At 41.4% G+C, this 26,988-nt stretch carries 30 protein-coding genes; 22 read left to right on the forward strand and 8 right to left on the reverse strand.

Going from position 1 to position 26,988, the window contains the following annotated elements; translation table 11 throughout:
- Nucleotides 1-175: 175 nt before the first annotated feature.
- Nucleotides 176-475, forward strand: coding sequence for a DUF3055 domain-containing protein (locus AR335_RS01720; protein WP_053354645.1), 300 nt, complete (start codon nucleotides 176-178; stop codon nucleotides 473-475).
- Nucleotides 476-585: 110 nt separating this feature from the next.
- Entirely contained in the window at nucleotides 586-708 is a 123-nt protein-coding gene (locus AR335_RS22825) for a GapA-binding peptide SR1P (RefSeq protein WP_082683313.1), read from the forward strand.
- Between the two features lie 39 nt (nucleotides 709-747).
- On the opposite strand, the gene AR335_RS01725 is transcribed toward AR335_RS22825, so the two are convergent.
- Entirely contained in the window at nucleotides 748-2,223 is a 1,476-nt protein-coding gene (locus AR335_RS01725; RefSeq protein ID WP_062231544.1) for an aminotransferase class I/II-fold pyridoxal phosphate-dependent enzyme, read from the reverse strand.
- A 130-nt stretch (nucleotides 2,224-2,353) separates the two neighbouring features.
- On the opposite strand from AR335_RS01725, the gene AR335_RS01730 reads away from it, so the two are divergent.
- Nucleotides 2,354-3,322 carry an NAD(P)H-dependent flavin oxidoreductase gene (locus AR335_RS01730; RefSeq protein WP_062231546.1) on the forward strand — a complete coding sequence of 323 codons (969 nt, stop codon included), beginning with the start codon at nucleotides 2,354-2,356 and terminating at the stop codon, nucleotides 3,320-3,322.
- A gap of 96 nt (nucleotides 3,323-3,418) precedes the next feature.
- On the opposite strand, the gene AR335_RS01735 is transcribed toward AR335_RS01730, so the two are convergent.
- Nucleotides 3,419-4,057 carry a YktB family protein gene (locus tag AR335_RS01735; RefSeq protein ID WP_062231549.1) on the reverse strand — a complete coding sequence of 213 codons (639 nt, stop codon included), beginning with the start codon at nucleotides 4,055-4,057 and terminating at the stop codon, nucleotides 3,419-3,421.
- Between the two features lie 219 nt (nucleotides 4,058-4,276).
- On the opposite strand from AR335_RS01735, the gene AR335_RS01740 reads away from it, so the two are divergent.
- The 3 genes from AR335_RS01740 to AR335_RS01750 all read left to right on the forward strand — a co-directional run bounded on the left by AR335_RS01740 (nucleotide 4,277) and on the right by AR335_RS01750 (nucleotide 5,905).
- The gene (locus tag AR335_RS01740) at nucleotides 4,277-4,465 is read left to right on the forward strand and encodes a hypothetical protein (protein WP_053354634.1); all 189 of its coding nucleotides are present in this window, start codon (nucleotides 4,277-4,279) and stop codon (nucleotides 4,463-4,465) included.
- A gap of 164 nt (nucleotides 4,466-4,629) precedes the next feature.
- The gene (locus tag AR335_RS01745) at nucleotides 4,630-5,445 is read left to right on the forward strand and encodes an inositol monophosphatase family protein (protein ID WP_062231551.1); all 816 of its coding nucleotides are present in this window, start codon (nucleotides 4,630-4,632) and stop codon (nucleotides 5,443-5,445) included.
- Nucleotides 5,435-5,905, forward strand: coding sequence for a GNAT family N-acetyltransferase (locus AR335_RS01750; protein ID WP_062231553.1), 471 nt, complete (start codon nucleotides 5,435-5,437; stop codon nucleotides 5,903-5,905). The genes AR335_RS01745 and AR335_RS01750 overlap by 11 nt, the downstream gene beginning before the upstream one ends.
- On the opposite strand, the gene AR335_RS01755 is transcribed toward AR335_RS01750, so the two are convergent.
- Nucleotides 5,902-6,087 carry a DUF5325 family protein gene (locus tag AR335_RS01755; protein WP_053354631.1) on the reverse strand — a complete coding sequence of 62 codons (186 nt, stop codon included), beginning with the start codon at nucleotides 6,085-6,087 and terminating at the stop codon, nucleotides 5,902-5,904. The two genes, AR335_RS01750 and AR335_RS01755, sit on opposite strands and share 4 nt — an antisense overlap.
- 172 nt (nucleotides 6,088-6,259) lie before the next feature.
- On the opposite strand from AR335_RS01755, the gene typA reads away from it, so the two are divergent.
- The 3 genes from typA to AR335_RS01770 are packed head-to-tail and all read left to right on the forward strand — an operon-like array spanning nucleotide 6,260 to nucleotide 8,741.
- Nucleotides 6,260-8,101 carry a translational GTPase TypA gene (typA, locus tag AR335_RS01760; protein ID WP_062231555.1) on the forward strand — a complete coding sequence of 614 codons (1,842 nt, stop codon included), beginning with the start codon at nucleotides 6,260-6,262 and terminating at the stop codon, nucleotides 8,099-8,101.
- A 41-nt stretch (nucleotides 8,102-8,142) separates the two neighbouring features.
- Nucleotides 8,143-8,460, forward strand: a complete 318-nt coding sequence (locus AR335_RS01765) for a YlaH-like family protein (protein WP_062232523.1) — start codon at nucleotides 8,143-8,145, stop codon at nucleotides 8,458-8,460.
- 11 nt (nucleotides 8,461-8,471) lie between these two features.
- Nucleotides 8,472-8,741: a hypothetical protein gene (locus tag AR335_RS01770; protein ID WP_062231557.1), complete on the forward strand. Its 270-nt coding sequence runs from the start codon at nucleotides 8,472-8,474 to the stop codon at nucleotides 8,739-8,741.
- 27 nt (nucleotides 8,742-8,768) lie between these two features.
- Here AR335_RS01770 and AR335_RS01775 read toward each other — a convergent pair whose 3' ends face one another.
- From AR335_RS01775 to AR335_RS01780, 3 genes are all read right to left on the reverse strand, one after another.
- Nucleotides 8,769-9,200, reverse strand: a complete 432-nt coding sequence (locus AR335_RS01775; RefSeq protein ID WP_082683314.1) for a hypothetical protein — start codon at nucleotides 9,198-9,200, stop codon at nucleotides 8,769-8,771.
- Nucleotides 9,190-9,390 (reverse strand): YlaI family protein, encoded by a 201-nt coding sequence (locus tag AR335_RS22830; protein ID WP_082315925.1) that lies wholly within the window; start codon nucleotides 9,388-9,390, stop codon nucleotides 9,190-9,192. The genes AR335_RS01775 and AR335_RS22830 overlap by 11 nt, the downstream gene beginning before the upstream one ends.
- A 119-nt stretch (nucleotides 9,391-9,509) precedes the next feature.
- Nucleotides 9,510-10,139 (reverse strand): YhcN/YlaJ family sporulation lipoprotein, encoded by a 630-nt coding sequence (locus AR335_RS01780; protein WP_062231562.1) that lies wholly within the window; start codon nucleotides 10,137-10,139, stop codon nucleotides 9,510-9,512.
- Nucleotides 10,140-10,331: 192 nt separating this feature from the next.
- On the opposite strand from AR335_RS01780, the gene AR335_RS01785 reads away from it, so the two are divergent.
- Complete coding sequence (locus tag AR335_RS01785; protein WP_062231564.1) at nucleotides 10,332-11,663, forward strand: PhoH family protein; 1,332 nt, start codon at nucleotides 10,332-10,334, stop codon at nucleotides 11,661-11,663.
- A 36-nt stretch (nucleotides 11,664-11,699) separates the two neighbouring features.
- Here AR335_RS01785 and AR335_RS01790 read toward each other — a convergent pair whose 3' ends face one another.
- Entirely contained in the window at nucleotides 11,700-12,197 is a 498-nt protein-coding gene (locus AR335_RS01790) for a hypothetical protein (protein WP_062231567.1), read from the reverse strand.
- A gap of 159 nt (nucleotides 12,198-12,356) precedes the next feature.
- Between AR335_RS01790 and AR335_RS01795 the strand changes: the two genes are divergently transcribed.
- The 11 genes from AR335_RS01795 to AR335_RS01845 all read left to right on the forward strand — a co-directional run bounded on the left by AR335_RS01795 (nucleotide 12,357) and on the right by AR335_RS01845 (nucleotide 25,905).
- Nucleotides 12,357-12,626 carry a YlaN family protein gene (locus AR335_RS01795; RefSeq protein ID WP_369795790.1) on the forward strand — a complete coding sequence of 90 codons (270 nt, stop codon included), beginning with the start codon at nucleotides 12,357-12,359 and terminating at the stop codon, nucleotides 12,624-12,626.
- 175 nt (nucleotides 12,627-12,801) lie between these two features.
- Nucleotides 12,802-13,959 carry a putative lipid II flippase FtsW gene (ftsW, locus tag AR335_RS01800; RefSeq protein WP_053354623.1) on the forward strand — a complete coding sequence of 386 codons (1,158 nt, stop codon included), beginning with the start codon at nucleotides 12,802-12,804 and terminating at the stop codon, nucleotides 13,957-13,959.
- 30 nt (nucleotides 13,960-13,989) lie between these two features.
- Nucleotides 13,990-17,436: a pyruvate carboxylase gene (gene pyc, locus AR335_RS01805; RefSeq protein ID WP_062231569.1), complete on the forward strand. Its 3,447-nt coding sequence runs from the start codon at nucleotides 13,990-13,992 to the stop codon at nucleotides 17,434-17,436.
- Nucleotides 17,437-17,963: 527 nt separating this feature from the next.
- The gene (gene cyoE / locus AR335_RS01810; protein WP_234293156.1) at nucleotides 17,964-18,899 is read left to right on the forward strand and encodes a heme o synthase; all 936 of its coding nucleotides are present in this window, start codon (nucleotides 17,964-17,966) and stop codon (nucleotides 18,897-18,899) included.
- A 189-nt stretch (nucleotides 18,900-19,088) separates the two neighbouring features.
- The gene (gene coxB, locus AR335_RS01815; RefSeq protein WP_062231571.1) at nucleotides 19,089-20,105 is read left to right on the forward strand and encodes a cytochrome c oxidase subunit II; all 1,017 of its coding nucleotides are present in this window, start codon (nucleotides 19,089-19,091) and stop codon (nucleotides 20,103-20,105) included.
- Nucleotides 20,106-20,140: 35 nt separating this feature from the next.
- Nucleotides 20,141-21,985 carry a cytochrome c oxidase subunit I gene (ctaD, locus tag AR335_RS01820; RefSeq protein ID WP_053354620.1) on the forward strand — a complete coding sequence of 615 codons (1,845 nt, stop codon included), beginning with the start codon at nucleotides 20,141-20,143 and terminating at the stop codon, nucleotides 21,983-21,985.
- The gene (locus tag AR335_RS01825; protein WP_062231573.1) at nucleotides 21,985-22,605 is read left to right on the forward strand and encodes a cytochrome c oxidase subunit 3; all 621 of its coding nucleotides are present in this window, start codon (nucleotides 21,985-21,987) and stop codon (nucleotides 22,603-22,605) included. Before ctaD ends, AR335_RS01825 begins: the two co-directional genes overlap by 1 nt.
- 3 nt (nucleotides 22,606-22,608) lie before the next feature.
- On the forward strand, nucleotides 22,609-22,950 hold the full coding sequence (locus AR335_RS01830) for a cytochrome C oxidase subunit IV family protein (protein WP_053354618.1): 342 nt from the start codon (nucleotides 22,609-22,611) through the stop codon (nucleotides 22,948-22,950).
- Nucleotides 22,951-23,029: 79 nt separating this feature from the next.
- Complete coding sequence (locus AR335_RS01835) at nucleotides 23,030-23,884, forward strand: cytochrome c oxidase assembly protein (protein ID WP_062231575.1); 855 nt, start codon at nucleotides 23,030-23,032, stop codon at nucleotides 23,882-23,884.
- A gap of 103 nt (nucleotides 23,885-23,987) precedes the next feature.
- Nucleotides 23,988-25,175: a GNAT family N-acetyltransferase gene (locus AR335_RS01840; RefSeq protein ID WP_062231577.1), complete on the forward strand. Its 1,188-nt coding sequence runs from the start codon at nucleotides 23,988-23,990 to the stop codon at nucleotides 25,173-25,175.
- Nucleotides 25,176-25,188: 13 nt separating this feature from the next.
- Nucleotides 25,189-25,905 carry a nucleotidyltransferase domain-containing protein gene (locus AR335_RS01845; protein WP_062231579.1) on the forward strand — a complete coding sequence of 239 codons (717 nt, stop codon included), beginning with the start codon at nucleotides 25,189-25,191 and terminating at the stop codon, nucleotides 25,903-25,905.
- A 45-nt stretch (nucleotides 25,906-25,950) separates the two neighbouring features.
- Here AR335_RS01845 and AR335_RS01850 read toward each other — a convergent pair whose 3' ends face one another.
- Nucleotides 25,951-26,298 carry a YugN family protein gene (locus tag AR335_RS01850; protein ID WP_053354614.1) on the reverse strand — a complete coding sequence of 116 codons (348 nt, stop codon included), beginning with the start codon at nucleotides 26,296-26,298 and terminating at the stop codon, nucleotides 25,951-25,953.
- 169 nt (nucleotides 26,299-26,467) lie between these two features.
- On the opposite strand from AR335_RS01850, the gene AR335_RS01855 reads away from it, so the two are divergent.
- Nucleotides 26,468-26,896: a CBS domain-containing protein gene (locus tag AR335_RS01855; protein WP_062231581.1), complete on the forward strand. Its 429-nt coding sequence runs from the start codon at nucleotides 26,468-26,470 to the stop codon at nucleotides 26,894-26,896.
- Nucleotides 26,897-26,988: the final 92 nt, after the last annotated feature.

Genomic DNA, 26,988 nt, shown 5'->3' on the forward strand with positions numbered 1-26,988 from the left:
CTTTACCATTATTTTAAATAGTTTGACAATATTGCGTTAATTGGTTTAACTAAGGAAACACTGGGGAAAAAGATATAAATTAAGTTTGTTATAAAACACATCTCAGGGAATATAGTTGTTATATACTGCAAACATAGCGGCCCGCTTCAAAAATTATGGTTAGGGAGGGGTTTCTGTGGAAGTATTTGAAAAGCTTTATGATGAACATGAAAATGTCAATGTGCGTTTTGTTGGTTTTACAACAGAAGAGGTTCGGTATGACTTTGGTATTATCCATACGAACATGTTCTTCGGTAAGCCCTTGGTTGTCTGTATGCAGACTGGGCGGTCGGCCCTGCTCGATGCAAATGATCTTCAGAACCATGAGTACCTGCAGAAGGTGTTTCGTATTCACTCATTAAAGGAAGCGAAAGATCTTTCCCTTTTCTTTGAAGAGTCTCTTCCGTCTATACTTGCATCTGAGCAATATGATTAAACATCATAAATAATTTAATGTGTTATGCTAATTGGGGTTGACAAATTCAATGTGACATAATATTATAAAGGTAAGAATAAAAGCGCTTACATGAAAAGGAGATGTTTTAGATGGGAGAAATCATTTGCCAGACATGTGATAGCACGATTGAACATTTTGAAGACGAAAAGGTAACAAAGCTTTACGCAAATAAATGTCCAAACTGCGCAAATCATACTCACGATAATAAATAAAATAAGAAAATCCCGGATATCATCCGGGATTTTTTATTTCTATCGAATCGCGATGTGTTCTTTTATCACTTTTAGCTTTCCTAATTCAGGATCTTCTGGACCCTGCACAGGCAGGCCTGCCTCAATGGTTTCCTTAATATAGTCCAGGTTATCCTGTGTAATGATTTCACCAGGAATGAAAATTGGAATTCCTGGGGGATAAACCATGATAAATTCGGCAATGATTCTGCCTGCTGATTCCTCAAAGGGAACACTCTCGGTATCTGCGTAAAAAGCGTCACGAGGAGATAATGCAAGCACAGGAATATCGGGAACGTGTACAGGCAAAGCTTGTGCAGCCCTCTCATCTGTATTCTCAAAGTGCTGGGACATTTCTTCAAGTGCGTTTACTAATACCATAATATTCTTCTCGTGATCAGCGGTCGTAATGAGACAAAGGATGTTATAAAGATCGGACAGTTCGACTTCTATATTATGTTTTTCGCGAAGCCAAACTTCAGCATCATATCCAGTTATGCCAAGTTCTTTAACAGAAATAAGAAGTTTCGTCGGATCCAGGTCATAGGTCGCTTCTTTTCCCAATATTTCCTCGCCGACACAATAAAGGCGAGGTATTTTATTGATTTTTTCACGTGCCTCATTGGCCAGTTTGATGGTTTTTTCAATGATGCTGTATCCTTCAGTAGCCAAACGTTTTCTTGCTGTATCAAGAGAGGCGAGCAAAATATAAGACGTTGACGTGGTCGTGAGCATACTCAGGATCGTTTGAACTCTTTTGGCTGAAACAAGACCTTCTTTTATGTTAAGGATAGAGCTCCCTGTAAGTGAACCGCCTAATTTGTGAACTGAAGTCGCAGCCATATCTGCTCCCGCCTGCATTGCAGAAAGAGGCATCTTGTCATGAAAGTGAATAAGGACACCATGAGCTTCGTCGACAAGAACGGGTACACGGTAGCTATGTGCGATTTCAACAATTTCACTAAGATTGGCCGACACTCCATAATAGGTCGGATTAATGACAAGCACCCCTTTAGCATCAGGATTCTGCTCCAATGCTTTCTTAACGCTTTGAGGGGTTATTCCATGAGAGATCCCTAGCTCCCTGTCAATTTCCGGATGAATGAAAACAGGTGTTGCACCAGAAAAAACGATCGCTGTCATAATGGATTTATGGACGTTGCGCGGTACGATAATTTTATCTCCGGGAGATACGACCGACATGATCATCGTCATGATGGCACCGCTCGTTCCTTGAACAGAGAAGAAAGTATGGTCAGCTCCAAAAGCTTGAGCCGCTAAGTCCTGAGCCTGTTTTATCATGCCCTTCGGCTGGTGAAGATCATCAAGGGGAGCAATATTAATTAAATCTATGGACAGGGCATTCTCGCCGATAAAATCCCGGAATTCCGGGTCCATTCCGTAGCCTTTTTTATGTCCGGGAATATGAAATTGATACGGGTTTCGTTTAGCATGTTCTTTTAGACCAGTAAATAAAGGGGTTTCGTGTTGTGACAATTTTGACACCTCATCTATAATAAAAATAATCTTATCCTCATGAAAAAACATAGTAAAACAAAAGAAGTATATCAGATTCTAACGGTTTTGTATGCAAAGAATATAAAAAAAGAAAGGTTGGGGAAGAAGCATGGAAATGAAAACAAAAGTGACGGAGTTGTTGGGAATCCGTTATCCCATCATTCAGGGAGGGCTGGCCTATCTAGCATACTCGAGACTTGCAGCTGGGGTTTCAGAGGCAGGCGGCCTAGGACAAATTACGGCTATGTCACTGGATTCTCCAGAATCATTAAAAGAGGAGATTAAAAAAACGAAAGAAATGACTTCAAGCCCTTTTGGAGTAAATTTTGCAATCGGACAACATGGAAGGTCCTTTGAACATATGGTTGAAGCTGCGGTGGAAGAAAAAGTGCCTGTGATCAGTATGACAGGCGGAAATCCGTCAGGCATATTCGATCTTTTAAAGGGAATTGAGGTGAAGAAACTTGTTCTCGTTGCATCCACAAGACAGGCTGTTAAAGCAGAACAGCTAGGTGCCGATGCCGTCATGGTCGTTGGCCAGGAAGGAGGGGGACATATTGGGAAAGATGATGTCAGTACGATGGTGCTCATTCCTCAGGTAGCTGATGCGGTTTCCATACCGGTAATTGCTTCAGGAGGCATAGGAGATGGGAGAGGCTTGATGGCTGCCCTGGCCCTTGGTGCTGAAGGTGTGGAAATGGGGACAAGGTTCATTGCTACTAAGGAATGTGAACACGCACATCCTCTATACAAGGAAGCACTCGTTCATGGAACGGAAACAGGGACAGTAGTCATTAAACGGAAGCTTGGTGCACCAGCCAGAGCGATCAGCAACAGCTGGACAGACCTTATTTTGCAAGAAGAAGAAAAAGCTGCGGGTTACGAAGAGATAAAAGATCTTATCAGCGGAAAACGGAACAAGGAATACATCTATGATGGAAACTCAAACGAAGGTTTTGGATGGGCTGGCCAAATCATGGGGAGAATTCAAGATGTTCCTTCAGTTGAAGAACTCTTTGCCAGGATACTTTCTGAAGCAGACCATATTAAAGAGAGATGGGGAGCAGTGATTAAATAAAATTATTGAACGTTTTACCCAAACATTTTTTGCTCTCAACAATATACTAATGGTAAGAAGAGGAGAAATTCTCTCCCCTTCCTGCCAAATCATATGTTACCCGGAATACACCTGTTTTTTTAACTCGTAAAGGGGCATCAGGGTTCGGAAGACGCTATCTGCTTTTTCGATAAAGTCCTTTCCGTTCAACTGAACCGCCTCATCCCTAGGTATATGAATCCCGCATAGCAGTTCGGCCTTTTTCACTTCTGCCAAAGTACGCACAAAGCCTGAAAGGTTACCGTTCTTCATTTCACGATGATGCACAGCATCCGGCTTCATATGATCCTGTGACCAAACGAAGTCATCCGGAATGGAGGCAGTGATCGTATTTAATTCTTTTTTGAGCGAAGCGGCATACTCTTTTTTTACTGGGGATTCATATATAATAGCAAACCAGATAAATACGTGGGTCTCAAACAGTCCGATTTGAAAATGCGGAAGTTTTTTGTATCCTCTCTTGCTGCTCGAGAATGCCACCCATGTATCATTTGGGGGATTAACTGTTCTTCGGGCATGTTTTGCCACATGAAAAAACATCTCCTCTCCCGTTAAAGAAGAAAGTTCTGCCGCGAAATGGCTGCCTAATGCTTCAAGCTTTGGCCGCACCCGCTCAATCAGTTTCTCCATTCTCGCCTCAAGTCCTTCAATAGCAAATACCTTAAAATCGCTCTCTTTAAATCCTGTAAAGCTCATTTCTTTTCCTCCTGCTAGAACTGTTTTGTGCACTGTGGTTAGTAGTTTACCACAAGGGATACTGTAAAAGAAAATCCGCAATATATGCTACTTTTATATAATTTTTTTAAAAAAAGAGATTAAGGTTGCATTAAGTGAAAGTCAATCATATGATAGAAGACAATATCAAAAATCAGAATATTTAGTATTCTTACAAAAGATAGAAAGGATGTGGGATGTATGAAACAAGTCATTCAAACACTGAAAAGAACGGACGCCGAGCGAAGAATACCGGTACTGAAACTTGAGATCGATTATGAATTAGCGACATTATTCGAAGCATTGCAAAATAAAAATACCAAGCAGATCAACGAATCCAAGCGGAAGCTGGAAAAACTTCGCCAGGAACTAGTGAGACTGGAAGCATGATGATAACTGACACAGGGTAAAAAAACGAACCTGATCTATTGCAGGGTCGTTTTTTTTGGGTGAACAATAAAATTCCGTCTGACAAAAGTGCATGGTATGGTTATGTTAAGCCTTTCTAGTGGTAACATATAATAAAACATTGAACGAAACTGGAGCTGATGATAATGGACAATACAAAACTTGAAGATCTATACCAAACGGCCAAGAACTGGGTGTATGAAGCCGGAGAAGTTATTAAGCGTTCATTTTCTAATGAGCTGAACATTACATATAAATCACATTATGCCGATTTAGTGACAGATATGGACAAAGCCATAGAAAAGTTCTTTATCGATAAAATTAAAAAAGAATACCCGGACCATGAAATATTGGGGGAGGAAGGCTATGGCGATGAGGTGAAGGATCTAGACGGAACCGTCTGGATCATTGACCCGATCGATGGAACCACTAATTTTGTCCATCAGCAGAATAACTTTGCCATTTCAGTGGGGATTTTTCATAATGGTGAAAGTAAAGCGGCGTTTATTTATGACGTGGTCCGCAACGAATTGTTTCATTGCATAAAAGGGAACGGGCTGTATTTAAATGAAGAAAAACTTCCTCTGCTCAGTGAAGTGACATTGGACAAAGCGGTCATCGGCTTAAACGCCACCTGGATTACACCAAACCGCAAGATAGATCATCATCTGCTTCTTCCCCTTGTCAGAAAATCGCGCGGAACAAGATCTTATGGTACAGCAGCCATCGAACTGGCCTATGTCGCTTGCGGAAGGCTGGATGCCTATATGACGATGAGGCTTTCACCTTGGGATTTTGCAGCAGGATATATTTTGATTCAGGAAGCTGGTGGAATCATTTCCACGATGGACGGCAAGAAAGTGGAGGTTTTGAGCAAAACAAGTATTTTTGCTGCGAAGCCTGGTTTGCATCAAGAAATTTTGGATACCATCCATACGGGAACACCACAAGATGGAGAATAGAAAAATAAGGGATGAAGATTTCGATTTTTTTAAAGAAATAATCCGCCATTCACACACTTGGATGGAAGAAGAAGGCTTGACAGGCCAAGAAAATGATGAGCATTTGCGGTCTTATTTGCATCGTTATGATGAAACAGGCGGAGAATGGCTGATCTGGAGTGGGGAAGGGCAAAAAATTGGAGCAGCGTATCTTGTATACGCTGCTCCTTCCAATAAAAAACCATGGCTTGGCACCATTGTCATCCATCCTGAAAAAAGAAAACAAGGATTTGCCAAAAAAATCATAGAGGAGATTTCCTCAATGGTGATACAGAATAGCCCAGTATTGTTTTCATCCTGTCCTGCGGAAAATACATCCTGGATCCGCTTCCTGAATCACAATGGCTTTGAACAGGCGGGATTAGAAAATGATGAAAAAGGAAAAGAATATATTAAATTTGTTAAAGTCCTTTCAGACTAAGACTGATTTCTTTCCCTGAATCTTTTTTTTAGTGTAAAACCTAATCCCATAAGTAAAAATACAGCAATGATCGCAATGATACCAATCAGCCAGCTATGTTGGCCGATTGCCACTCCGATCAAAGCAATGCTGAACGTTGTTAACACGGCAATAATCAAAAAAATCATATTTTCAATTTTCATAAGGGCCTCCAATCATACAAACGATAACTATAGTGTAACTAATTTTTCAAAAAAGAAAAAGATTGTAGTTCTTTGTGGTATAATAGTAAAGTTGAATTCCAATAGAGAAATAAATATCCAGGTTGGTTCTGGAAATTTAATAAATAAAAGATAGGATTTTTAAGGAGAGATTATTTTGAATTTGAGACAAGATATAAAAAACATCGCGATTATCGCGCACGTTGACCACGGGAAAACAACGCTCGTGGACCAAATGCTTCACCAATCAGGAACTTTCCGTTCAAATGAACATGTCAATGAACGTGCAATGGACTCCAATGATTTGGAAAAAGAACGCGGAATCACAATCTTAGCAAAGAATACGGCGATCAATTATGAAGGGATCCGCATTAACATCATGGATACTCCTGGACATGCCGATTTTGGCGGAGAGGTAGAACGGATCATGAAAATGGTTGATGGTGTTCTTCTAGTCGTTGACGCTTACGAAGGATGTATGCCGCAAACTCGATTCGTTTTGAAAAAAGCGCTTGAGCAAAAATTGACTCCAATCGTAGTCGTAAATAAAATTGACCGTGATTTTGCCCGTCCTGAAGAAGTAGTGGATGAAGTCATTGATTTGTTTATCGAGCTTGGTGCAAATGAAGACCAGCTTGAATTCCCTGTCGTATTTGCTTCTGCAATCCAAGGTACATCGAGCACGGATCCGCATCAGCAAGATGAAAACATGAAAGCTTTATTCGACTCCATTATTGAAAATATTCCATCACCGGTTGATAACAGTGATGAGGCGCTGCAATTCCAAGTTTCTCTTTTGGATTACAATGATTATCTTGGCCGTATCGGGATTGGCCGTGTTTTCAGAGGAACAATGCATGTAGGTCAGGCTGTGTCTCTTATGAAGCTTGACGGATCCGTAAAAAAATTCCGCGTAACTAAAATCTTCGGTTTCCTTGGACTGAAGAGAGTGGAAATCCAGGAAGCAAAAGCTGGTGACCTCGTAGCTGTATCAGGAATGGAAGAAATCAATGTTGGTGAAACGGTCTGTCCTGAAGGCCAGGAAGAAGCTTTACCGGTTCTTAGAATTGATGAGCCTACATTGAAAATGACCTTCCTTGTGAACAACTCGCCTTTTGCAGGACGAGAAGGGAAATACCTTACTTCAAGAAAAATTGAAGAGCGACTTCGTTCACAGTTGGAGACTGATGTTTCCCTGCGTGTTGATAACACGGAATCACCGGATGCTTGGATTGTTTCTGGACGCGGAGAGCTTCACCTTTCCATTCTGATTGAAAACATGAGAAGAGAAGGCTACGAGCTTCAAGTATCAAAACCTGAAGTAATCGTTCGAATGGTTGACGGAGTTCGTTCTGAACCTGTAGAGCGTGTTCAAATTGATGTACCAGAAGAGTATACTGGAGCCGTTATGGAATCTCTCGGAGCTCGAAAAGGCGAAATGCTGAACATGATCAATGATGGTAGTGGTCAGGTTAGACTCGAATTCATGGTTCCTGCACGTGGTTTGATCGGGTATTCAACAGAATTCTTAACACAAACTCGAGGCTATGGAATATTGAATCATACATTTGACAGCTATCAGCCGATGCATCAAGGCCAGGTTGGAGGACGCCGCCAGGGAGTTCTTGTATCAATGGAACACGGCAAGGCGAGCCAATACGGTATTATCAATGTGGAAGACCGCGGAACGATCTTCGTAGAACCGGGTACTGAGGTTTATGAAGGAATGATCGTCGGTGAACATACACGAGAAAATGATATTACGGTAAATATCGTAAAAGTGAAACAAATGACAAATATGCGATCTGCTAACAAAGACCAGACTGTAAGCATGAAAAAACCAAAGGTTATGTCGTTAGAGGAATCACTTGAATATCTGAATGAAGATGAGTATTGTGAAGTTACACCTGAGAGCATCCGTCTTCGCAAAAAAATCCTTGATAAAAATGAGCGTGAACGTGCAAGCAAGAAAAGTAAAATAGCCAAGCAAAACTAAGATTTCGTCTGGTGGTGTGAGCGGTGGATGATAAAAAAGTAATGTCTGCGACGGGTGAGGATTCTTCACCCATCGCTCTTCTTTTAGGAATAAACGAACATCCTGTAGCAGGTTTCTTTCTATTGTATCTGGTCATTACAGTATTAACGATTCTTGTCTATCAGCTGGGATTTGCTAAAAAGCTTCCACTTCTTAAATCTGCAGTTATCTATATTCTTTTGATATTGGGCTGTTTTCCGCTTACCTTTTTCGGAATAGGCCTGCCGGTTGCAGAGGGTCTTTTGTGTGCTGCCGCAGTATTGATTATTTACAAGATCAGGCTGCACCAGAGCAAAAAAAATAAAGCCGAACACCTTTAAGGAGAGCCTCTATGACCTTACAGGATGCGCTTTACAATTGGCTAAGTATAAAAAAGGTGGCAGAAGAAAGAACTGATGATCAGGCTGCAGCAGATACACTGCTTTTTTTCGATGAAATTCTGCGGGATGACCATGGGTTAGAACAAATTGCTGTGCGTATCAGCAATGGCTGTTATGAAGTGGATTACAGAATTGGGGATTCACAGCATCATAAAAAATTTCCTTGCGACTATATTGATGCGCTTTGGGAATCGATTGAAGCAGAGCCTAAGTATAATTAGACTATATTTTGTATTGAGCCATGAACACTACTTGTTCATGGCTCTTTTTATGAGAAAGCCCAAGAGGCATCCATACAGCAGGTGTCCTGCAAACCAGAGAAAAAGAGCATAAAAGTCAGTAATCGCAGGAGTTGGCTGCAATGAAATAATGGTTAATGGAAAGTATAAAAAGGCAGACGCAGCGCTAAGCGTGAGCGATAAAAGATAGACATTCATTCTAATATGCTGCAGAAGGAACAGGGCGGCAAGCCCGATTAAAAATGAAACAAGGAGATGCAGAAGAAACTGAGAAAGTTCAGTCTGCATAAAAGAGGGAAGCGAAGGAACAAAATCGATGTTAATCAGGAGCGTGTAGACCCGTTTTCCTGTCAGTGATTCAGCTGCCTTCAGAAAAATAACTAGAAGACAGCCGGATAATATGCCGGCCCAAAAACCGGCAGCAATCAGTTTACCATTCATTTTCTTTTGCAGGAGAACGGTATAACAAAAAATTTCCTGTTGCAATTCTTTTGTTTGTTTTATCAGTGATCCTCTCCTGGCACTTTTCGCACATGTACGTGTGGATCGGCCGGTTTCGCAGCCGTTTAGCCAAAGAGGATTGATCTTCAATGGATTGAATGGTGTCACATAACACACATTTTACTCGCATACCAATCACCTCTGTCTTTTTGGTGTTAAAGCCATTATATCAAAGAAGCCTCTATAAACACTAATAAATAACAAATCTCCATATAAAAAACCCCGCTTGTCCAGCGGGGAAAAGATGGGTTAATGTGTTTCTTTTAATTTTTGCTGCTGATTTTTTGTGGCTTTTTCTTGTTTTTGCTGTTGGTTTTTCAGGTTCCTTTTCTCGTTATTTGAAAGCTGGCTGTTGTTGGTTTCTGTCGGTGAAGGTTTGCGTGAATCCATATTGTTTGGAACTTGCGGCATCAACCTTCCAACGATGGCAGAAAGTTCTCTGATGATTCCGCCTATAGGATGACCTTGTCTGATCTGTCTTCCCATTTCTCTTAGACGCTGAACGGTATCAGGATCGGCAGTTACTACCGCATTGGCTCCGTAGGGGTCTTTTTTTAATGCCTCTGCCACAGAATACTTGATTGTTCCTGTCCTTGATGCGTCCAGTTTAGAATCGACATCAATTCCCACAACTGCATAACGTCCAAGTACAACCGCTGTAGCGTCTTCTACACCCGGTATGCCGGTAATCAGTTCAACCAGATGCTGAGAAACTTGTTGTGAGTTCCTTGGCCCTTGCTTTTGCCCGTTATTGGCTGTCTGGTTAACCTTGGTTAATTTAGGTGTGGTTTTATCCGTTTGTTCTGCACTTTTGTTGCTGTTGCATGCAAAAAGCAGCAATAGTGAACTCATAACGGCTATAATCCTTAATGTTTTCAATACTTTCATCCTTTCGAGCATGATCTTTTCCGTTATTTTCTGTGTTTTCTTCTATCTTTATTCAACAGTTCATACATTTAACTATAGTCCGTCCCGGCTGCTTTTCTTATACAGCTGGAAATAGACATGCAATCATCATTCATTAACACCGCCAAAACCATAGAAAATCAATTGTCAGGAGGCTGTGTAGGATTGAATAAAATATATGTCCTTGATACCAATGTTCTTTTACAGGATCCATATTCAATATTCTCATTTGGCAATCATGAGGTCGTTATTCCTGCAATCGTGCTCGAGGAAGTGGATTCAAAAAAAAGGTACATGGATGAGATCGGAAGAAACGCACGGGAAGTATCAAGGCTAATTGATAAACTTAGGGCGAAAGGGAAACTCCATGAACATGTTCCATTGGAAAATGGGGGGATATTGAGGGTTGAACTCAATCATCGGTCCTTCCAGCGGCTTCAGGAAACATTTGCTGAACCCACCAATGACAACAGGATCTTGGCTGTTTCTTTAAATTTATTAAATGAGGAAAAAGGAAAAGAGAACGCCAAGGAGGTAATTTTGGTCAGTAAGGATGTACTCGTCAGAGTCAAAGCAGATGCACTTGGCATCCAAGCAGAAGATTTTCTGAGTGACAGGGTAGTGGATCGCGACGAACAAACCTATTTAGGCTACAAGGAAATATACGTAAACAGCGAACTGCTGGATAAATTTTATGAGAATCATGAGCTTACTGTATTGGAGATTGCCAACCACTCTTTCTACCCCCACCAGTTTATCATTATGAAAGACATGTACCGGAGTTCGGTTTCTGCACTCGCGAGGGTAGAAGATAACGGAAAAAAACTAAAGCCGCTTTTATTTGAAGGGGATTCAATCTGGGGAATTAAGCCAAGGAATGTCCAGCAAAAAATGGCGATCGAATTGCTTTTGCGCAAGGATGTTCACCTCGTGACTTTGATCGGAAAAGCAGGGACAGGCAAAACCCTTTTAACATTGGCAGCAGGTCTTCTGCAGACCGAGGACTTGAAAAAATACATTAAACTCTTTATTGCAAGACCTATTGTACCGGTAGGAAAAGACATCGGTTATCTTCCAGGTGAAAAAGACGAAAAATTAAAGCCGTGGATGCAGCCGATTTATGATAATCTTGAATATTTATTTAATGCCAAAAAGCAGGGAGAACTTGAAAAAATCCTTGCGGGCATAGGATCTATTCATGTAGAGGCGCTTACTTATATCAGGGGTCGAAGCCTGCCTGACCAGTTCATTATTATTGATGAAGCACAAAACCTTACAAAACATGAAGTGAAGACGATATTAACGAGGGTAGGGGAAGGAAGCAAGGTAATTCTCCTGGGTGATCCGAAACAGATTGATCATCCTTATCTCGATGAATTTACAAATGGACTCACATATGTTGTTGAAAAATTCAAAGACCAGAGCATCAGTGGGCATGTAAAACTTGAAAAAGGGGAGCGATCAAGCCTGGCTCAGCTTGCGGCGGATCTGCTTTAGAGGATGCTCGAAAAAAACAAACCTGCCGCGGCAGGTTTATTTAATAATGAATCCTCTAATGTTTTTTAACGGATTTTCTTTATTTCTTCCATCACCGTAATAGAAATGGACGGGTCCGTCTTCTTTTAAAGGCTTTCCATTTAAAGAGAAGCCCAATACAGATTGGAGGCCTTCTTCCAATGTGATTTCTTCCATGCCGTCTGCTGTATGGATCTCAATATGAGAGGCCGTTTTATCCGGTTCAGCGTTCTTTATGAAGTGTGCAAAGCCAATGCCGAATGTACCCGTTGCAATTTTCTCTTTCAGAGTCTTCTTAGACGCTGGCTTTTTCTCTGGAGGAGCAGACCCTTCAATAATTTCTTTATCCCAATGGGAAGATACGGCTTTTAAATACTTTTCTTCTTCGCTCTCAACATTCTCTTTTTCTTCAAAATATTTGGTCAGATCAAACTTTCTGTCATCGAATATAAATACACCTGGATCGATGGTCAGAATATACTTAACTTTTCCCTTTAATTCTAAAACAAAATCCATATTACCATGCTCCTAATTGACGTATAATTATTGTTTCATTCTTATTCATTCTATCATGAATAGAGTTAATACTGTAATATGTTGATTTTTTGGCTGTCTAGCGCTATATTAAAGAGTAGAAAGCCAGAGTAGAACGGAGGGATTATATTGTCACCTGAGATGGCAACAGGACATCGAGAAAAGGCATTTGAACTATTACAGGCGGATGCTGCAAAGATACTGAAGTTAATTGAGGTGCAGATGGAAAACCTGACGATGCCGCAATGTCCCCTCTATGAGGAAGTGCTTGATACACAAATGTTTGGACTCTCCCGGGAGATTGATTTTGCAGTAAGGCTTAACCTCGTTGATGAGGAAGATGGCAAAGGCTTGCTGGAATCACTTGAACGTCAGCTCTCCGCACTGCATGAAGCTTCTATGCGGAAATAATAGATAACTCAAACCGTTGGCAAAATGGTTTGGGTTTTTTTTATATACTCCATTGAATTTCAGGAGCAATTTACAAAGTTGTGTTAAAATATTTTTAACTTTATCATACAGAGGGAAAGGAAGTTTTATATACGAATCATTGTTAAGGAAAAGACTACATAAAGGATGTAAGATAATGTTAAAAAAAATGTTTCGGCACTATGATTATTCACTGGTGATTGCAATTTTAGTTTTATGCGGTCTTGGTCTCGTGATGGTTTACAGCGCGAGCATCATTGTTTCGATTAACCGCTTCGGCTATTCCAGCAATTACTTTTTTATCCGCCAGCTTGTTTTTTTGGGAGCCGGGCTTGTCTGTTTTTTGGCTGCGATGATTATTCCCTATCAGTTCTATAAAAAACTCATCGTACCGATTGTTTTCGGCTCTATCCTCCTGCTCATAGCGGTTCTGTTTATCGGAAAAACGACAAACAACGCACAGAGCTGGATCTACATAGGACCTATCGGGTTTCAGCCGGCAGAATTTGTGAAGCTTGGGCTGACGATTTACCTTGCTGCGATTTTTTCAAAAAAGCAGGACAAGCTTGAAAATTTTGCGGCCAGCGCACCTCCGTTGAGTGTATTTGCAGTGATGTTTATTCTGATCATGAAACAGCCAGATTTGGGGACCGGTTTGATTATTGCAGCGACTACCGGCATCATTATCCTGAGCTCAGGTATGAAACCGGGACACAAACTGATTTTGATTGTATCTGCACTAATGATCATCGGACTTGGTTCCCAAGTTTTGACACATGAGCAGAAGTCGCGTTTTACGGCGGCTTATGAACCGTTTAAAGATCCACAAGGGGACGGTTTCCAGCTCGTCAATTCCTACTTGGCTATCGGATCTGGAGGGATCACCGGCAATGGACTGGGCCAGAGTATTCAGAAATATGGCTTTCTTCCGGAACCTCACACAGATTTCATTATTGCCGTTATAGCGGAAGAGCTAGGATTCTGGGGAGTCGCGCTTATTGTCGGCTTGATTGGATTTGTTGTTATTAAAGGCTTTATAACCGGCCTTAGAAGCAGGGATACTTATGGAAGCCTGCTTGCCTTTGGTATTTCTGGTATGGTCGGAATCCAGTCTTCAGTAAATCTTGGGGCAGCCATTGGTCTGCTTCCGATTACAGGCGTACCATTGCCTTTTATATCGTATGGTGGTTCATCTCTAGTCTTGTTGTTAATTTCCATGGGGATTTTAGTTAATATTTCCTGCCATGTTAATTATAAAAGGAAGCATCAAAAGCCGGAACAAGCACCTGCAAAAGCAAATCTTCACGCAGTGTAATTCCAGGAATTATTAGAGGGAGAGATACCGATGTCACAACAGCAAATCAGAAAAATATTAGTTGCCAACCGTGGAGAGATTGCCATCCGCATTTTTCGTGCATGTACAGAGCTGGGAATTCGTACGGTAGCGATTTACTCCAAGGAAGATTCAGGATCCTATCATCGATACAAAGCAGATGAAGCCTATTTGGTTGGAGAAGGAAAAAAACCGATTGATGCTTATTTGGACATTGAAGGTATTATCACCATTGCAAAAAGAAACGGGATAGATGCCATTCACCCTGGTTATGGATTCTTATCAGAAAATATCCATTTTGCAAAGCGCTGTGCAGAAGAAAAGATTACGTTTATCGGACCGAAACAAGAACACCTCATTATGTTCGGCGATAAAGTAAAAGCAAGGGAAGTAGCGGTCAGTGCCGGACTTCCAGTCATACCGGGGTCTGACGGGCCAGTAAACAGCATTGATGAAGTGAGGGAATTTGCAGGAGAACATGGCTATCCAATCATTATAAAGGCCTCTTTAGGCGGCGGAGGAAGAGGCATGCGGATCATACGAAGTGAAAATTCGCTTGCTGAGGGATATGAAAGAGCAAAATCCGAAGCCAAAGCTGCGTTTGGAGAAGATCAGGTTTACGTTGAAAAATTTGTTGAGAAGCCAAAGCACATTGAAGTTCAGATTCTTGCGGACTTAGAAGGCAACATTGTGCATTTGTTTGAAAGGGACTGTTCTGTTCAGCGAAGGCATCAAAAAGTAGTTGAAGTTGCACCTAGTGTTGCCCTAAGTAAGGAACTTCGGCAGGAAATATGTGATGCCGCCGTTCAGCTGATGACGCATATCCACTATTTAAATGCAGGAACGGTGGAGTTCTTGGTTACGGAGGACGGCCGTTTTTATTTCATTGAAGTGAATCCCCGTGTGCAGGTGGAACATACCATTACCGAAATGGTAACAGGTGTGGATATCGTTCAGACGCAGATTCTGATCGCTCAGGGCAATATGCTTCATGGTGATGTAATTGGAATTCCGCAGCAAGAGGATATTGCATGCCACGGCTATGCAATTCAATGCCGGGTAACAACAGAAGATCCTGCGAACAATTTTATGCCGGATACTGGTAAGATCAATGTTTACCGTTCTGGAGGAGGCTTCGGGGTACGCTTGGATGCTGGAAACGGCTTTCAGGGAGCTGTTATTACGCCTCATTACGATTCATTGCTCGTTAAGCTGTCAACATGGGCTCTAACCTTTGATCAAGCAGCTGCTAAAATGCTCAGGAATCTTAAAGAGTTCCGGATCCGCGGTATAAAAACGAACATCGAATTTCTTGAAAATGTTGTAAAACATAAATCGTTTATATCAGGAAACTATAATACTTCTTTTATTGACACATCAAGTGAGTTATTCTTGTTCCCTAAGAAGAAGGACCGGGGTACCAAGATGCTGACTTACATCGGTTCAACGACAGTTAATGGTTTTCCCGGCATTGAAAAAATGAAGAAACCGGCATTTACAAATCCGCGTCTTCCGAATTTACAGCTGATAGATCAGCCTGCAGATGGAACAAAACAAATCCTTGATCAGCATGGTGCCGATGGACTCGTTAACTGGATTAAAGAACAGAAAAAAGTTCTTCTGACAGATACGACCTTCAGGGATGGACATCAATCGCTCTTAGCCACTCGAGTAAGGACAAATGACCTGCTGCATGCGGCGGAACCGACAGCCAAACTATGGCCTTCCATGTTTTCTTTGGAGATGTGGGGAGGAGCTACCTTCGATGTGGCTTACCGATTCCTTAACGAGGACCCATGGGAGCGGCTCTTAAAGCTTCGAGAAAAAGTTCCAAACGTTCTGTTTCAGATGCTGCTGCGTGCTTCTAATGCGGTTGGCTATAAAAACTATCCAGATAATGTCGTTGAGGAGTTTGTGGAAATATCATCCGCTGCAGGAATTGATGTGTTCCGAATCTTTGACAGCCTTAACTGGGTAGAGGGAATGACTGTCGCCATTGACTCAGTAAGGAAGAACGGAAAAATTGCCGAGGCTGCTCTATGTTATACAGGCGATATTCTTGATTCCTCGAGGACAAAGTACAATGCAGAGTACTACATAAAAATGGCAAAGGAATTAGAAGCTTCAGGTGCTCATATTCTCGCAATCAAGGATATGGCCGGATTGCTTAAACCGCAGGCTGCTTATGAACTTGTTTCACGTTTAAAAGAAAATGTAAGCCTGCCTATTCACCTGCATACTCATGATACGAGCGGTAACGGAATATTCACCTACTCAAAGGCGATTGATGCCGGGGTAGACATAGTAGACGTGGCAGTCAGTTCTATGGCTGGGGGAACTTCGCAGCCTTCTGCCAACTCGTTGTACTATGCCCTTGCAGGAAATGAACGGCAGCCGGATGCTGATATCAGCAATCTTCAAGAGCTAAGTTCCTATTGGGAAGATGTCCGCAAGTATTATCAAGGCTTCGAAAGCGGGATGAACGCTCCTGATCCAGAAGTCTATGAGCATGAGATGCCTGGCGGCCAGTTCAGCAATCTTAAACAACAGGCAAAAGCGGTTGGTCTTGAAGAAAAGTGGGACCATGTTAAGCGAATGTACCGCCGCGTGAACGATATGTTCGGTGATGTAGTAAAAGTAACTCCTTCTTCAAAAGTGGTAGGAGATATGGCACTGTTCATGGTTCAGAATGATCTTACAGAAGACGATGTATACGAAAAAGGTGAAAAACTGGATTTCCCTGATTCTGTCGTTGAGTTTTTCCAGGGTTATATCGGCCAGCCATACCAAGGGTTCCCAAAAGAACTTCAGCAGCTGATCTTAAAGGGAAGAGAGCATATAACGAAGCGTCCTGGAGAATTGCTGGAGGCCGCTGACTTTATAGAGATTAAAGAAACGCTCTTCCATAAACTCAATCGTCAAGTAACCAGTTTTGATGCGATATCCTACGCTCTTTATCCAAAGGTATTATTAGACCGCGAAAGAATGTTTCAGCAATTCGGGGATATTTCAGTCCTCGATACACCGACTTTCTTTTATGGCATGAGGCTTGGAGAGGAGATCGAGATCGAAATTGAACAGGGGAAAACCCTTATTGTTAAACTTGTGTCCATCGGAGAACCGCAAATGGATGGAACAAGAGTCGTTTACTTTGAGTTGAATGGCCAGCCGAGGGAAGTTGTCGTTAAAGATGAAAGCATCAAATCGGCTGTCGCTGCCAAGAGAAAAGTAGATCCGTCCGATCCAGGCCAAATCGGTGCAAGTATGCCGGGCACAGTAGTGAAGGTTTTGGTAGAGAAGGGTGAAAAGGTTAAAAAAGGAGATCATCTGATGATCACAGAGGCGATGAAAATGGAAACAACCGTGCAGGCGCCATATGATGGAATCATTAAAGAAATCTACGCAGCCAACAGCGAGGCCATTTCACCAGGGGATTTATTGATCGAATTAGCAAAATAGATAGCACCAATAAATCCATTGGGGATTTATTGATCGAATTAGCAAAATAGATAGCATCAATAAATCCATTGGGGATTTATTAATTGAACTAGCTAAATAAGAACGCATCAATAAATCCGTTGGGGATTAATTGATTGAACTGGCTAAATTGAAAGACAAAAAAGCATTTCACCTTTTGGGGGGAAATGCTTTTTTTTAAAGTTAAATAAGATTGTTCAAAGAAAATTCACAAATTTGTTAAATTTCAGCCTTATACTAAAGTTTGCCAAAACATAGGAATATTATAGGAATATGTCTATCCGAGTCGAAGTATACAAACCTTCTAAATTGTTTTATAATGTTTTAGAAACATGTCTATCATATCACAACAATATGTGATAAATTTCGCAAATATGTGAAAAAAGGGATGCGTTTTACATATTGATTTCCGTTTCATTACTATTTAGAATAAAATATGGCATTTTACCTGGATAGTTTCACAAAAACCGGAAATGGAAGGAAACTTACCTGTAAAGGAGGTGTATACGGTGAGCAAAACTCAAACAACATTTGATGATGCTGACAAAGTGATCAAGGCTGATTCTCTACCGGAAGCTAATCCGACAGGTACATGGAAAGATTTCCTTGCAATTGCCAAGATGGGAATCGTTATTTCAAATCTCATCACAGTTTTTGCAGGTGTATTTCTTGCCATTAAGTTTAACAGTCTGCTCTTTATGGATGAGCTGAATGTTTTGGCTCTGGCCGTTGTCGGCTCAGCCTTTGTAATCGCGGGAGGCTGCTGCTTAAACAATTACATAGACCGCGATATTGACGGTTTGATGGATCGTACCATGGACAGACCGACAGTAACCGGTAAGATTGAAGCACACCAGGCATTATGGATGGGGATTATTTTATCTGCCACCGGCGTGATTCTTCTAGCCATGACAACGCTAACAGCCGCCGTTTTTGGATTGATTGGTTTATTTGTATATGTGGTTGTTTACACGATGTGGCTTAAAAGAACCCATTCTATTAATACGGTTGTGGGCGGAATTTCCGGAGCGATGCCGCCGCTGATCGGCTGGGCCGCAGTGGATGCGAACCTGGATATAAAAGCATGGATACTGTTCTTGATTCTGTTTTTATGGCAGCCGCCGCATTTTTTGGCGCTTGCGATGAAGAGATGTGAAGAATACAGAAATGCAGGAATACCAATGCTTCCTGTCGTATCGGGATTTAAAATGACGAAGCGCCAGATGATCTGGTATGTAGCCGCTCTCATCCCGGTCTCCTTATATTTGTATCCATTTGGCAAGGTATTTACCATTTTAGCCGCTGTCCTGGGATTTGGCTGGCTGGCTCTTGGGTTATCCGGTATCCGGACAAGTGATGACATCAAGTGGGCAAGGCAGATGTTTGTCTACTCTCTTAATTACTTGACTATATTGTTCGTCGCTATGATTCTCGTAAACATATAATATCGACTTCAGTACGGAACATCTCCTTGAACCGTCTGGATGAATATATTCAAGACCTTTTATATTAAAGGGCTTACATTTCTTTTTGCTATTTGCTGCTTAATGTAAACGGACACAGGCCGTTTATGACAAGCAGGTAATAGATTATAGTAGCTGAACTACAACGAGAAAGTGGGGTTTTATGAAGTGATGAGAAATTTGCTGCGTAAAGGGCGAGTAATCCCTTTGTTTGCAATGCTGGCGCTTCTGCTGATGGGTTGTGGTGATCCAACACTGTCTGCGCTTATGCCGCAAGGTGAAGTAGCCAACAAACAATACTCATTAATGGTGCTGAGCTTAGCAATTATGATTTTTGTATTGTTGGTCGTTTTTATCATTTATGTATTTGTATTGATCAAATTTAGAAGGCGCAAGGGCGATGACACGATTCCTGAACAGGTAGAAGGAAATCATCTGCTCGAAATTCTGTGGACTGCGATCCCAATTCTTTTACTGATTATTCTTGCAGTTCCGACAGTTATGCAAACTTTTGATTTATCTGCGAAAGATAAACCTAAAAAGGGTGAACTGGCTCTCAAGGTTACAGGCCATCAGTACTGGTGGGAGTTTGAGTATCCTAAAGAAGAGATTATTACTTCTCAGGAACTAGTGCTTCCAGTTAACACAAAAGTGCATGTGGAGCTTTCTTCCGCTGATGTCATCCACTCATTCTGGATTCCATCGCTTGCTGGTAAAACAGACACCAATCCTGGTGACGGCAGCAAGAACTACATGTGGATTGAAACAGGAAAGAAAGAACAGATCTATAAAGGGAAATGTGCTGAATTATGCGGTGCTTCTCATGCCCTTATGGATTTCAAAGTAAAAGTCGTTTCAAAAGAAAAATACAAGGCTTGGGTAGATTCATTCAAGAATGCAAGCGGCAATGCTACCGGAAATGCTGCTGAAGGGCAAAAAATCTTTAAAAAGAACTGTATGTCTTGTCATGCGGTAGGCAAAAACGGCGGTAATACCGGACCTAATCTTACTGGGTTCGGTGATAAACAGCGTGTTGCCGGTGTACTTGAGCACAACAGAGCCAACTTGGAAAAATGGATTAAAAATCCTCAAAAAGTAAAACCAGGCAATAACATGCCGAACGTGCCCCTTAATGATGAAGAAGTTGACGCAGTAGCTGACTATCTTCTAAGTCTAAAACTTCAATAGGCAAGAGGAGCGGTTTGTAAAAAGGAGGTAAAAAGGTGTCTACTCATGCAAGTCACAAAAAGAGAAGTGGGCTGATGGACTGGCTCACTACAGTTGATCATAAAAAAATTGGTATTTTATACCTTATTGCAGGGGGATTCTTCTTCATCATTGGAGGAATCGAAGCAATGTTAATGCGTATTCAGTTGATAAAACCGGAAAATGACTTTGTCGCTGCTGAGACGTTTAACCAATTGCTGACGATGCACGGTACTACAATGATTTTCTTTGCGGCCATGCCGTTGATTTTTGCTTTTATGAATGCTGTAGTCCCATTGCAGATCGGGGCAAGGGACGTTGCGTTCCCGTTTGTTAACGCATTAGGATTCTGGCTGTTTTTCTTCGGAGGAGTACTACTGAATTTAAGCTGGCTCTTAGGAGGAGCTCCTGACGCTGGTTGGACGGCTTATGCGCCTCTTTCAACAACGTCCGGGGGACCGGGGGTGGACTTTTATGTACTGGGAATTCAAATCTCGGGGATAGGAACCCTTATAGGCGGAATTAACTTCCTGGTAACAATCATCAACATGCGTGCTCCTGGTATGACATTTATGCGAATGCCGTTGTTTACCTGGACAGCATTTGTTACATCAGGTTTGATTCTATTTGCATTCCCTCCATTAACTATTGGTTTATTTATGTTATCTTTTGACAGGGTTTTTGATGCAAACTTTTTCAACCCGGACAATGGAGGTAATATTTTGATTTGGGAGCATATTTTCTGGATCTTCGGACACCCTGAAGTTTATATCCTCATCTTGCCTTCATTTGGTGCGATCAGTGAGGTAGTTGCGACCTTCTCAAGAAAACGTCTTTTCGGATACAGCGCCATGGTGTTCGCGACCGTATTGATCGGTTTCTTAGGATTCATGGTATGGGTCCACCATATGTTTACGGTCGGCCTTGGACCTGTAGCTAACTCTATTTTTGCCGTTGCAACTATGGCTATCGCTGTTCCTACAGGTGTTAAGATCTTTAACTGGCTTTTCACGATGTGGGGCGGGAAAATCGTATTCTCAACAGCCATGCTTTGGGCGGTTGGATTTATCCCGACATTCGTAATGGGTGGGGTAACAGGTGTTATGCTTGCCATTCCTTCAGCTGACTACCAATTCCATGACAGCTATTTTGTAGTAGCCCATTTTCATTATGTAATTGTGGGTGGCGTAATACTTGGTCTTTTTGCAGGCCTATACTATTGGTATCCTAGAATGTTTAACAGGGTTTTGAATGAAACTCTTGGGAAAATTCATTTCTGGACGTTCTTTATCGGCTTCCACCTTACATTCTTCCCTCAGCATTTCTTGGGCCTCATGGGTATGCCGCGCCGGGTATTTACATATCTTTCCGGTCAGGACCTGGATCAATTAAACTTTATCAGTTCAATCGGTGCCTTTTTAATGGCAATCGGTACGATTGTATTATTAATTAACATTATCATCTCAGCTTCAAAAAAATATGCACCTTCTTCCGATCCTTGGAATGGAAGAACGCTGGAGTGGGCCATTCCGTATCCTACACCTGAATATAACTTTGCACAAACACCATTAGTTCGGGGACTTGATGCCTTTTGGATTGAAAAAGCAGCTGGGAATAAGGGCATGACGCCTGCAGAACCAGTCGGGGATATCCACATGCCTAATCCATCCATCCTCCCGCTCTTTATGTCAATCGGGCTTTTTAGCGCAGCGTTAGGATTAATTTATAACACTATAACTGTAACAATCATTGGAATAATCGCCACGTTTATTTGCATGTTCTTACGTTCAATTATTGACGACCATGGCTTCCATATTCACAAAGAAGAAGTGGAAGACGATTTAAAGGGGGTTAAAGAATAATGCACGCGGATGAACGATTAAATGATGCTAACTTTCCGAAACATCCCGAAAAAGCCACCCTTGAAGGCAAAAATAAATTTTTAGGATTTTGGCTCTTTCTTGGAGGAGAAACAGTTTTATTTGCAACATTGTTCGGTACCTATTTAGGCCTTCGCCATATGAATATGGATGGCCCAACTACTGAAGAACTATTCAAGCTTCCAACCGTATTCCTGGCAACCATGCTCCTGCTAACAAGCTCTTTAACAAGCGTATATGCGGTACTTGCATTAAAGCAAAACCGCGTAAAAAGCTTGCAAGGATGGTTTTTTGTAACCTTACTCTTGGGTCTTTGCTTTCTTGGCCTGGAAGTATATGAATTTAATGAATATGTCCATGAAGGGCATACTTTTACAAGCAGTGCTTTTGGTTCTGCCTTCTATACCCTTGTAGGATTCCATGGAGGCCACGTAGCTTTCGGCTGTTTATGGATCATTACATTGCTGGCACGCAACTGGAATCGCGGAATTACGCTTGTAAACGCACCAAAGTATTATTTATTTGCCCTCTATTGGCACTTTGTTGACGTCGTTTGGGTATTCATTTTCACTGTTGTGTATCTTATGGGGAAGGTGGGTTAAGAGATGGCTAATCATAGCAACCCTGAAACCAATGTTCACCGCAGCGAGGCACTGCAGCGTAAATTGGCGTTTAAAGAAGAGAGGAAACACCATAATGTTTCTTTCATTATGATGATCCTTTTAACACTGATTGCGTTCTATGCCATTTGGAGTGATAAAGTAGCAGATTCTTTTGCAGTACTATTTATTCTGGTACTTGCTGTTGTTCAAGTTTTCTTTCAATTGTATATCTGGATGCATTTAAGTCATAAGGGACATGATTTCCCGCTTTGGGGAATGATGTGCGGAATCCTTGTTGCAGCCATTACGGTTGTTGGTATTGCAGGAATGATCTGGACTTCATAAAAGGAAAATGGCTGCTTAAAGCAGCCATTTTTCATAAATATTGAACATCCCTGCTTTCCGTGGGAAAGGAGTTTATATAATGGACCATAACATGAGTCATGAAAAAATCAGTGATTTTAGTTTTTACAGCCTTTACCGGCCGGATATTTTCATCCTAATTTTGATCATTGGCATTTTATATTTTAAATATTACGGCAACAAAAACTCGGCTTTTAAAACAACAAATCTGCAAAAGTTCTTTTTTTCAGCAGGTCTTGTATTTTTGTATATTTCCAAAGGCAGTCCGTTAAATGTCATCGGCCATCATTATTTATTCAGCGTGCATATGATTGAAATGGCAGTAAGCTATCTTGTGGTTCCGCCGCTTATGATCCTCGGTATGCCGCATGGTTTGTATTTGAAGTGGTTTAGCCTTCAGAACTCAATGATGAACATCGTACGCTTTTTAACAAAACCGCTCATTGCGATATTAGTCTTTATTACGCTGTTTTCCATTTACCATATGCCAGTCGTCTTTGACGCAGTCATGGCAAATGGATTTGTGGCTTTTCTCAGCCATACCATCTTGTTTATCACGGCATTTACGATGTGGTGGCCAGTTCTTTGTCCAATTGAAGAATTGAATTCATTGTCTGATTTACAAAAGGTTGGATATGTATTCGCAAGCGGTGTTTTACTGACGCCAGCCTGTGCATTGATCATGTTTGCCGGCCATCTGCTCTATACAACGTATGCTCATGCGCCAGAACTGGTATCGTTTCTCCCTCCATTAGAAGACCAGATGACCGGAGGTATTGTTATGAAGATTCTCCAGGAAGTGGTTTATGGAGTAGTTCTTGGACACATTTTTTATAAGTGGGTAAAAAGAGAACGGGCGAAAGACAAAGAAGATTTAGCATTGATCAAAATGAGTGCTGCCGCAAATCATTCATAAAGACATTAAGTTAACCGGTTGCCGGTTAACTTTTTTTTTTGAAAAAAAAGAGTTGTACCGTATAATGTCGAACTAGTTGTTAGAGAGAAAAGGAGGAAAACCAGTGATTAGAAACCTTCAAAAGGAAGAACTGATGCATTCTCTTGAGCTTTCACAGTATGCATTCAGATATTCATTAACAAAAGAAGATATAGAAAAGAGACTTCGAAATCTCGATCCTGCAAGCGTTTACGGTACGTTTGATAAAGATGGCCAGCTGCTGGCTAAACTGCATTTGCTTCCGTTTGATGCTTATTTAGGGGGAAAATCCGTAAAAATGGGCGGTTTGGCTGGAGTAGCGACCTGGCCTGAGAACAGAAGAAAGGGACTGGTCAGGCAGCTGCTCAGACATTCATTGGAAGTGATGAATAACACGGGTACTAATCTATCCATGCTTCATCCGTTTTCAGTAAAGTTTTACCGAAGTTTTGGATGGGAACTAACGTGTGATTACAAAAAATATAAAATACATAAAACCCAATTCCCGCCCTTTCATGAGGTGAGCGGCAGAGTAGAAAGACTATCTGAAGACAGTTCACCTATACTGTCTCCAATATATGAGAGATTCTCAGAACGCTATAACGGCTCATTGAAGCGAAACGAAGTGTGGTGGAATAATAATGTGCTTTCAAACTCAAAAATAGCACTCTACCGGCAAAGCAACAACGAGGGTGCAGGTTATATCCTTTATTCAATAAAAGAGAATGTAATGGAGATCGAAGAGTTTGTTGCACTGGACAGAGAGAGCTGGGAAGGGCTTTGGAACTTTATAAGGAATCATGATTCAATGATTAACGAAGTCACCATTGTAGCTCCCCCTGATGATGAAACGGGGTTTTATTTGGATGATCCTAAGATTCATCAGGAGCAGCACAGTTATTTTATGGCGAGAGTTGTCAACGTTCTTGAGGCTCTAAGAGAATATCCATTTAACAAGATTCCAGGTGAAACGTTGTTTCTCCACGTGAAAGATGACTTCGCTGAATGGAATACAGGTACCTATTCCGTTACAGCAGATGGGATACAGCCAAGTGTGAATTTCTTTCCTGCTAAGGAAGGAGAATTTTCATGCCAAATGGCGCCTAAACGTGGAATTTCCCTTGGAATAAAGGAACTGACGGCTATTATCTTTAACTATAAACAACCTAAAAGCCTGCTGAATCATGGGAGAATATCCGGTAGGGAAGAAGATATCGCTTTATTTGAATCACTGCTCCCAAAAAACACACCATTTATCTACGACTTTTTTTAAGGAGAATGAAATAATGTCAAATAGAGATTCGGCCGTTGAGGCTGCCAAAAAGTTTATTGATCAATTCTTTCCTTCGGGAGAAGTTGTATTTCTAGCGGGGAGTATCGTTAGAGGGGAAGGTACCGAAAGCTCTGATCTCGATATTGTGATTTTTGATGCCTTGGCAGAACATTCGTTTAGAAAATCGTACCTGGAGTTTGGATGGCCAATTGAAGCATTCGTTCACAGCTTTCAGTCTTATAAAGTTTTTTTTAAGGAAAACAGAGACAGAGCAAGACCCTCACTTCCACAGATGTGCGCAGAAGGGATCATTCTGAAAGACAACGGACAGGCAGCTGCAATCAAAAATGAATCTCTGGCTCTGTTAAAAAGAGGCCCGTCACCGTGGAAGTCCAAAGAAGTGGATTCTGCCCGCTATGAGATCACAAACCTGCTTGATGATCTGGAAGGGTCGAGTAATCCATCTGAAGATCTTTTCATTGTTTCAAAATTGGCGTACATGATCCATGAATTTATCCTCCGTGTAAATAGCTGCTGGATTGGTGAAGGGAAATGGATGGTAAGGGCGTTAAAAGAATTTGATGAGGAGTTTGCACTACGTTTTGTTCAGGTGTTCGATGAGTACTATAAAGCAAGAGAGAAACAGCAGGTGATTGGCTTTGCAGATGATGTGCTTGAGCCATACGGAGGAAGGCTGTTTGAAGGATATGCAATAGGAAAAAGAGAATAAGGAAAAACCCTTTCCGACAGGAAAGGGTTTTTTGCAGGAAGGGCATTATTTGATTTCTTCTATCACTTGATTAATAAGTTTTTTGCAATGATCTGTAATTGTTTTAGGAAACTCCTCATCATATTCAACACCGTGCGGATAATAGTGTTTTCCAAGATAAGGATCCGACAGTTCAATCTTTGCATGAGAGCTCTCAACTTCGCCCTCTGCCACACGGCATGGAAAACGCAAGTAATATACGTCACCATTCGTCATATCTTCAAATTTATAATCGTATGTAATTCTTTCATAATCCCACTGTCCTGCACGGATGATTCCATGGTTATGCATAATATGTTCAAGAATTGAAAATTGGACAACTTGCCCCTTCAGGCCGCTTTCTTCAAATAACATTTTCCTTAACCTCCCACTGTTCATGTAAACCTTTACTTATCTATGATAGTATGAATGCTTTAAAGATGCAATCGTTGTCATAATATTTCCCCTTTATTGAATGGGCGTATAAAATGCCTTCAGAAGTGAACACTAATCTCGATAAAAATTGAGTATGGAGGAATCTTTAATGAAAACAATAAGTGACATTATGACAACGAACGTGGATTCTTGTTCACCACAGGACAGCATCTATGAAATTGCTGTAAAAATGAAACAGGATGATGTAGGGGTCATTCCAGTATGTGAAGGAAAGAAACTCCTTGGAGTCATCACGGACAGAGATATCGTCATCAGGGCAGTTGCAGAGAAGAAACAGGGTTCAACGAAGGTAACGGATGTCATGAGCAGTGAACTCGTAACAGGGAGCCCGGACATGAACATAGAGGAAGCTTCCGATCTCATGTCAAAGGATCAGATACGCCGCTTGCCGATCGTAGAGAACAGCAATTTAGTTGGAATTGTTTCCCTTGGAGACATCGCTGTGCATAAAGAAACAGACTCTAAAGCAGGTGCGGCACTAAGTGAGATTTCGGAACAAAGAGATCAGCTTCAGTAAAATTGCAAATATCCTAAATGAGGGGCTGTCCAGAAAGTCGAAAATTGACCTTCAGGCAGCCCCTTTTTGGCTTGAAAAATCTTCAATGAAAA

Source organism: Fictibacillus sp. FJAT-27399, from assembly GCF_001510655.1.
Lineage (GTDB): Bacteria > Bacillota > Bacilli > Bacillales > Fictibacillaceae > Fictibacillus_C > Fictibacillus_C marinisediminis.

Excerpts from the sequence above, each read along its gene's own strand:
- AR335_RS01790 (WP_062231567.1), bottom strand. The coding sequence starts at position 12,197 with ATGGATTTTGTTTTAGAATTAAAGGGAAAAGTTAAGTATATTCTGACC.
- AR335_RS01755 (WP_053354631.1), bottom strand. The coding sequence starts at position 6,087 with ATGAAAATTGAAAATATGATTTTTTTGATTATTGCCGTGTTAACAACG.
- AR335_RS01735 (WP_062231549.1), bottom strand. The coding sequence starts at position 4,057 with ATGAGCTTTACAGGATTTAAAGAGAGCGATTTTAAGGTATTTGCTATT.
- AR335_RS01765 (WP_062232523.1), top strand. The coding sequence starts at position 8,143 with ATGTCTGCGACGGGTGAGGATTCTTCACCCATCGCTCTTCTTTTAGGA.
- AR335_RS01745 (WP_062231551.1), top strand. The coding sequence starts at position 4,630 with ATGGACAATACAAAACTTGAAGATCTATACCAAACGGCCAAGAACTGG.
- AR335_RS01795 (WP_369795790.1), top strand. The coding sequence starts at position 12,357 with ATGGCAACAGGACATCGAGAAAAGGCATTTGAACTATTACAGGCGGAT.
- ftsW (WP_053354623.1), top strand. The coding sequence starts at position 12,802 with ATGTTAAAAAAAATGTTTCGGCACTATGATTATTCACTGGTGATTGCA.
- AR335_RS01750 (WP_062231553.1), top strand. The coding sequence starts at position 5,435 with ATGGAGAATAGAAAAATAAGGGATGAAGATTTCGATTTTTTTAAAGAA.
- AR335_RS01770 (WP_062231557.1), top strand. The coding sequence starts at position 8,472 with ATGACCTTACAGGATGCGCTTTACAATTGGCTAAGTATAAAAAAGGTG.
- AR335_RS01835 (WP_062231575.1), top strand. The coding sequence starts at position 23,030 with ATGGACCATAACATGAGTCATGAAAAAATCAGTGATTTTAGTTTTTAC.
- AR335_RS22830 (WP_082315925.1), bottom strand. The coding sequence starts at position 9,390 with ATGCGAGTAAAATGTGTGTTATGTGACACCATTCAATCCATTGAAGAT.
- AR335_RS01830 (WP_053354618.1), top strand. The coding sequence starts at position 22,609 with ATGGCTAATCATAGCAACCCTGAAACCAATGTTCACCGCAGCGAGGCA.
- AR335_RS01845 (WP_062231579.1), top strand. The coding sequence starts at position 25,189 with ATGTCAAATAGAGATTCGGCCGTTGAGGCTGCCAAAAAGTTTATTGAT.
- AR335_RS22825 (WP_082683313.1), top strand. The coding sequence starts at position 586 with ATGGGAGAAATCATTTGCCAGACATGTGATAGCACGATTGAACATTTT.
- AR335_RS01730 (WP_062231546.1), top strand. The coding sequence starts at position 2,354 with ATGGAAATGAAAACAAAAGTGACGGAGTTGTTGGGAATCCGTTATCCC.
- pyc (WP_062231569.1), top strand. The coding sequence starts at position 13,990 with ATGTCACAACAGCAAATCAGAAAAATATTAGTTGCCAACCGTGGAGAG.
- AR335_RS01855 (WP_062231581.1), top strand. The coding sequence starts at position 26,468 with ATGAAAACAATAAGTGACATTATGACAACGAACGTGGATTCTTGTTCA.
- coxB (WP_062231571.1), top strand. The coding sequence starts at position 19,089 with ATGAGAAATTTGCTGCGTAAAGGGCGAGTAATCCCTTTGTTTGCAATG.
- AR335_RS01850 (WP_053354614.1), bottom strand. The coding sequence starts at position 26,298 with ATGTTATTTGAAGAAAGCGGCCTGAAGGGGCAAGTTGTCCAATTTTCA.
- AR335_RS01825 (WP_062231573.1), top strand. The coding sequence starts at position 21,985 with ATGCACGCGGATGAACGATTAAATGATGCTAACTTTCCGAAACATCCC.
- AR335_RS01740 (WP_053354634.1), top strand. The coding sequence starts at position 4,277 with ATGAAACAAGTCATTCAAACACTGAAAAGAACGGACGCCGAGCGAAGA.
- AR335_RS01775 (WP_082683314.1), bottom strand. The coding sequence starts at position 9,200 with ATGAATGGTAAACTGATTGCTGCCGGTTTTTGGGCCGGCATATTATCC.